The organism is Xanthovirga aplysinae (genome assembly GCF_009711365.1).
Lineage (GTDB): Bacteria > Bacteroidota > Bacteroidia > Cytophagales > Cyclobacteriaceae > Xanthovirga > Xanthovirga aplysinae.
In genome coordinates this window covers 1-2,917 of sequence record NZ_SMMB01000636.1, presented here as the reverse complement: position 1 = coordinate 2,917, position 2,917 = coordinate 1, and the positions used below count along the sequence as shown (strand labels likewise).

2 protein-coding genes are annotated in these 2,917 nt (G+C 36.5%); both read left to right on the top strand.

Annotation, left to right across the window (positions count from 1 at the left end):
* Nucleotides 1-226: 226 nt before the first annotated feature.
* On the top strand, nucleotides 227-2,395 hold the full coding sequence (locus E1171_RS03540) for a TonB-dependent receptor (RefSeq protein WP_155204128.1): 2,169 nt from the start codon (nucleotides 227-229) through the stop codon (nucleotides 2,393-2,395).
* Nucleotides 2,396-2,428: 33 nt separating this feature from the next.
* Nucleotides 2,429-2,839, top strand: coding sequence for a DUF2141 domain-containing protein (locus E1171_RS03535; RefSeq protein WP_222931373.1), 411 nt, complete (start codon nucleotides 2,429-2,431; stop codon nucleotides 2,837-2,839).
* Nucleotides 2,840-2,917: the final 78 nt, after the last annotated feature.

Below are 2,917 nucleotides of genomic sequence, written 5' to 3'. Positions count from 1 at the left end.
GTATATGAACAATTTGAAAGGTGAGCTTAACTACAAAGTGATCACCCTACAATTTTTTGGCCTTTTAATTCAGTTGAGGCTCCTTTTTAATTTGATGTACTTTTTCTCCATTTCAATTCAGTGAAATTTATCAACAGTTCAGAACGTCCTTTCGTCAATCCGGTAATATCTTTTTTTAAAAGCATTCCCTTTTCTAAATATTTGAATCAGAATAAAGCAAAGGGCTATGAAAAAAAGATACCTAACTCTATCTCTTCTTCTAATCACCATTTCCTTAAAAGCCCAAATTCTTTTAAGTGGAAAGGTTACTGATCAAAAAGGAGAAGTCCTGCCAGGAGTAAATGTATTTTTAGAAAATACTTACGATGGCGCAACCACAAACTTAGAGGGTAATTTTTCTTTCTCCACCTCCGAAAAAGGAAAGCAGAAGTTGGTAGCCAGTTTTATAGGGTTCCAATCATATCAGGAAGAAATTGAGCTTTCAGAGGAAGGTCAAACTTTTATCCTTAAGCTTAAGCCAACCATTAATAAACTGGAAAGTGTAGTGATTATGGCGGGTTCTTTTGAGGCCAGCGATGAAAAAAAATCCGTGATCCTTAAGCCACTGGATATTGTCACTACTGCAGGAGCCGGTGCAGATATTGCTGGAGCTCTCAATACCCTTCCAGGCACCCAAGCGGTTGGTGAAAGGGGTGGGTTATACGTCCGTGGAGGAAATGGCAGAGAAACCAAAACCTTTATAGATGGTATGCTGGTGCATAGCCCTTATGATGCAACCTTGACCAATTTACCTGCTCGAGGTAGGTTCTCACCATTTCTTTTTGAAGGCACTTTTTTCAGTACTGGCGGTTATTCTGCCGAATATGGGGAAGCCCTAAGCGCTGCTCTAATTTTAAAAACTAAAGGGCTTCCAACAGAAGACCGAACAGATATTTCTTTTTTAAGTGTAGGTGGAGAATTATCTCACACTAAAAGATGGGATAATTCTGTTCTTACCCTTTCTGGAACTTATACAAATTTGCAACCCTATTTTAGTCTGGTAAAGCCGGAGGGTGAATGGACCAAGGCTCCTCAAGGAGTAGTGTTGGAGGGTATATTTCGAAAAAAAATAAGAAAATCGGGGATTTTTAAATCTTATGTTCGTTACAGTTCATCTGATTTTAAATTGTATCAAAGCAATCCTGAGGATGTTCTAGAGGACATTCCGGTGAGCTTAGGAAATGACAATTTTTACATAAATACTACCTATAAAGATGTCTTAAATAAGAAATGGTCCTTAAACTCTGGTTTAGCTTTTACTCATGATGTCCAGAAGATTAGGCCGGATAGACAAATAATAAATCAAAATAATCAGAATATACATGCAAAATTAGTTTTAAATGGTGATTTCTCTGACCGTCTTCATTTAAAGGTGGGAGGAGAATGGATGAGAAATATTTTTGAAGAACAATATAAGTTAAATGAAGTTAGCCAATCGTTTAACAGTAAGCTGAATGAAAACCTGCTTTCCACTTTCGCCGAAACCGAATTTTACCTCAGCCAGAATTTGGTACTAAGAAGCGGCTTTCGAATGGCTTATTCGGAACCATTAAATGATTTAAATATTTCTCCCAGACTTTCCATGGCTTTTAAAAGCGGAGAAAAAAGTCAAATCTCTTTGGCATATGGCACTTTCTATCAGGCGGCGGAAAATGACCATCTGAAATATAATAATCAACTGCAACCTGAAAAAGCGTCCCATTATATTCTGAATTATCAGATAATGAAGAAAGGGATAACCTTTCGGTTAGAGGGCTTCTACAAAAATTATCAACAATTGGTAAAATATGATCCTGAGTTCCTTTATCAACCCGAAGTTTACAATAATTTGGGACAAGGACATGCAACAGGAATTGATCTCTTTTGGAGAGACAGAAAGACCCTTAAGAACATAGATTATTGGATATCCTATTCCTTTCTGGACTCGAAAAGAGAATACTTACATTATCCAAAATCTGCTGTTCCTCATTTTGTTTCAAAGCATAACTTTTCATTGGTGGGTAAAAAATTTATTCCGTCCATTAGAACACAATTGGGTGTTACCTACACCTTTGCCAGTGGACGCCCTTACAATGATCCAAATCAGGATGAGTTTAACGGACAAAAAACCAAGGCCTATCACGACATTAGTGTAAATGCTAGCTGGCTTATTAAACCACATATCATTTTGCATTTGTCAGCTAATAACCTCCCAGGCTTCAAAAATGAGTTTGGTTATATCTACAGCTCGAGACTAAACGAAGAAGGAATTTATTCTTCCAAGGCCATTACCCCAGCTTATAAACGCTTTTTCGTCCTGGGCTTGTTCATCACCTTAACTAAAGACAAGAGAGAAAATCAACTTAAGAATCTTTAATTAAACCAATTATTAATCTAAAAAGAAAAGAAAATGAAGAATTTAAAATCAGCCATTATTTTATTCATGTTAGTAGTGTTTTCTGTAAACCTGAAAGCTCAAAATAACAAGAAAGACCAGCTTAAATTGGTAATTAAAAACATCAAAGAAGCCAAAGGTCAAATGTTAGTGGCCATATTTGATCCTTCAGGGAGTGAAAGTTTTCCAAGTGGAAAAGGTCTAAAAAGTGTCATGAAGGAAATTTCAACAGAGGGAGAAATGGAAATAGTATTCAAAGGCTTGAAGGAAGGCGATTATGCCGTTTGCTTATTCCATGATGAGAATAGTAATGGAAAGCTAGATGCTAATTTCATCGGAATTCCCACAGAGCCCTACGGTTTTTCTAATGATGCTAAGGGATTTATGGGGCCACCATCTTTTAAAAAGGGCACAATTTACTTATGAGGGATCATCTTTGACAAAAGTCATTAACCTTCAATAATCTTTTTTTGGGGACAGGATATTGGGATTAAAAAATTCTTT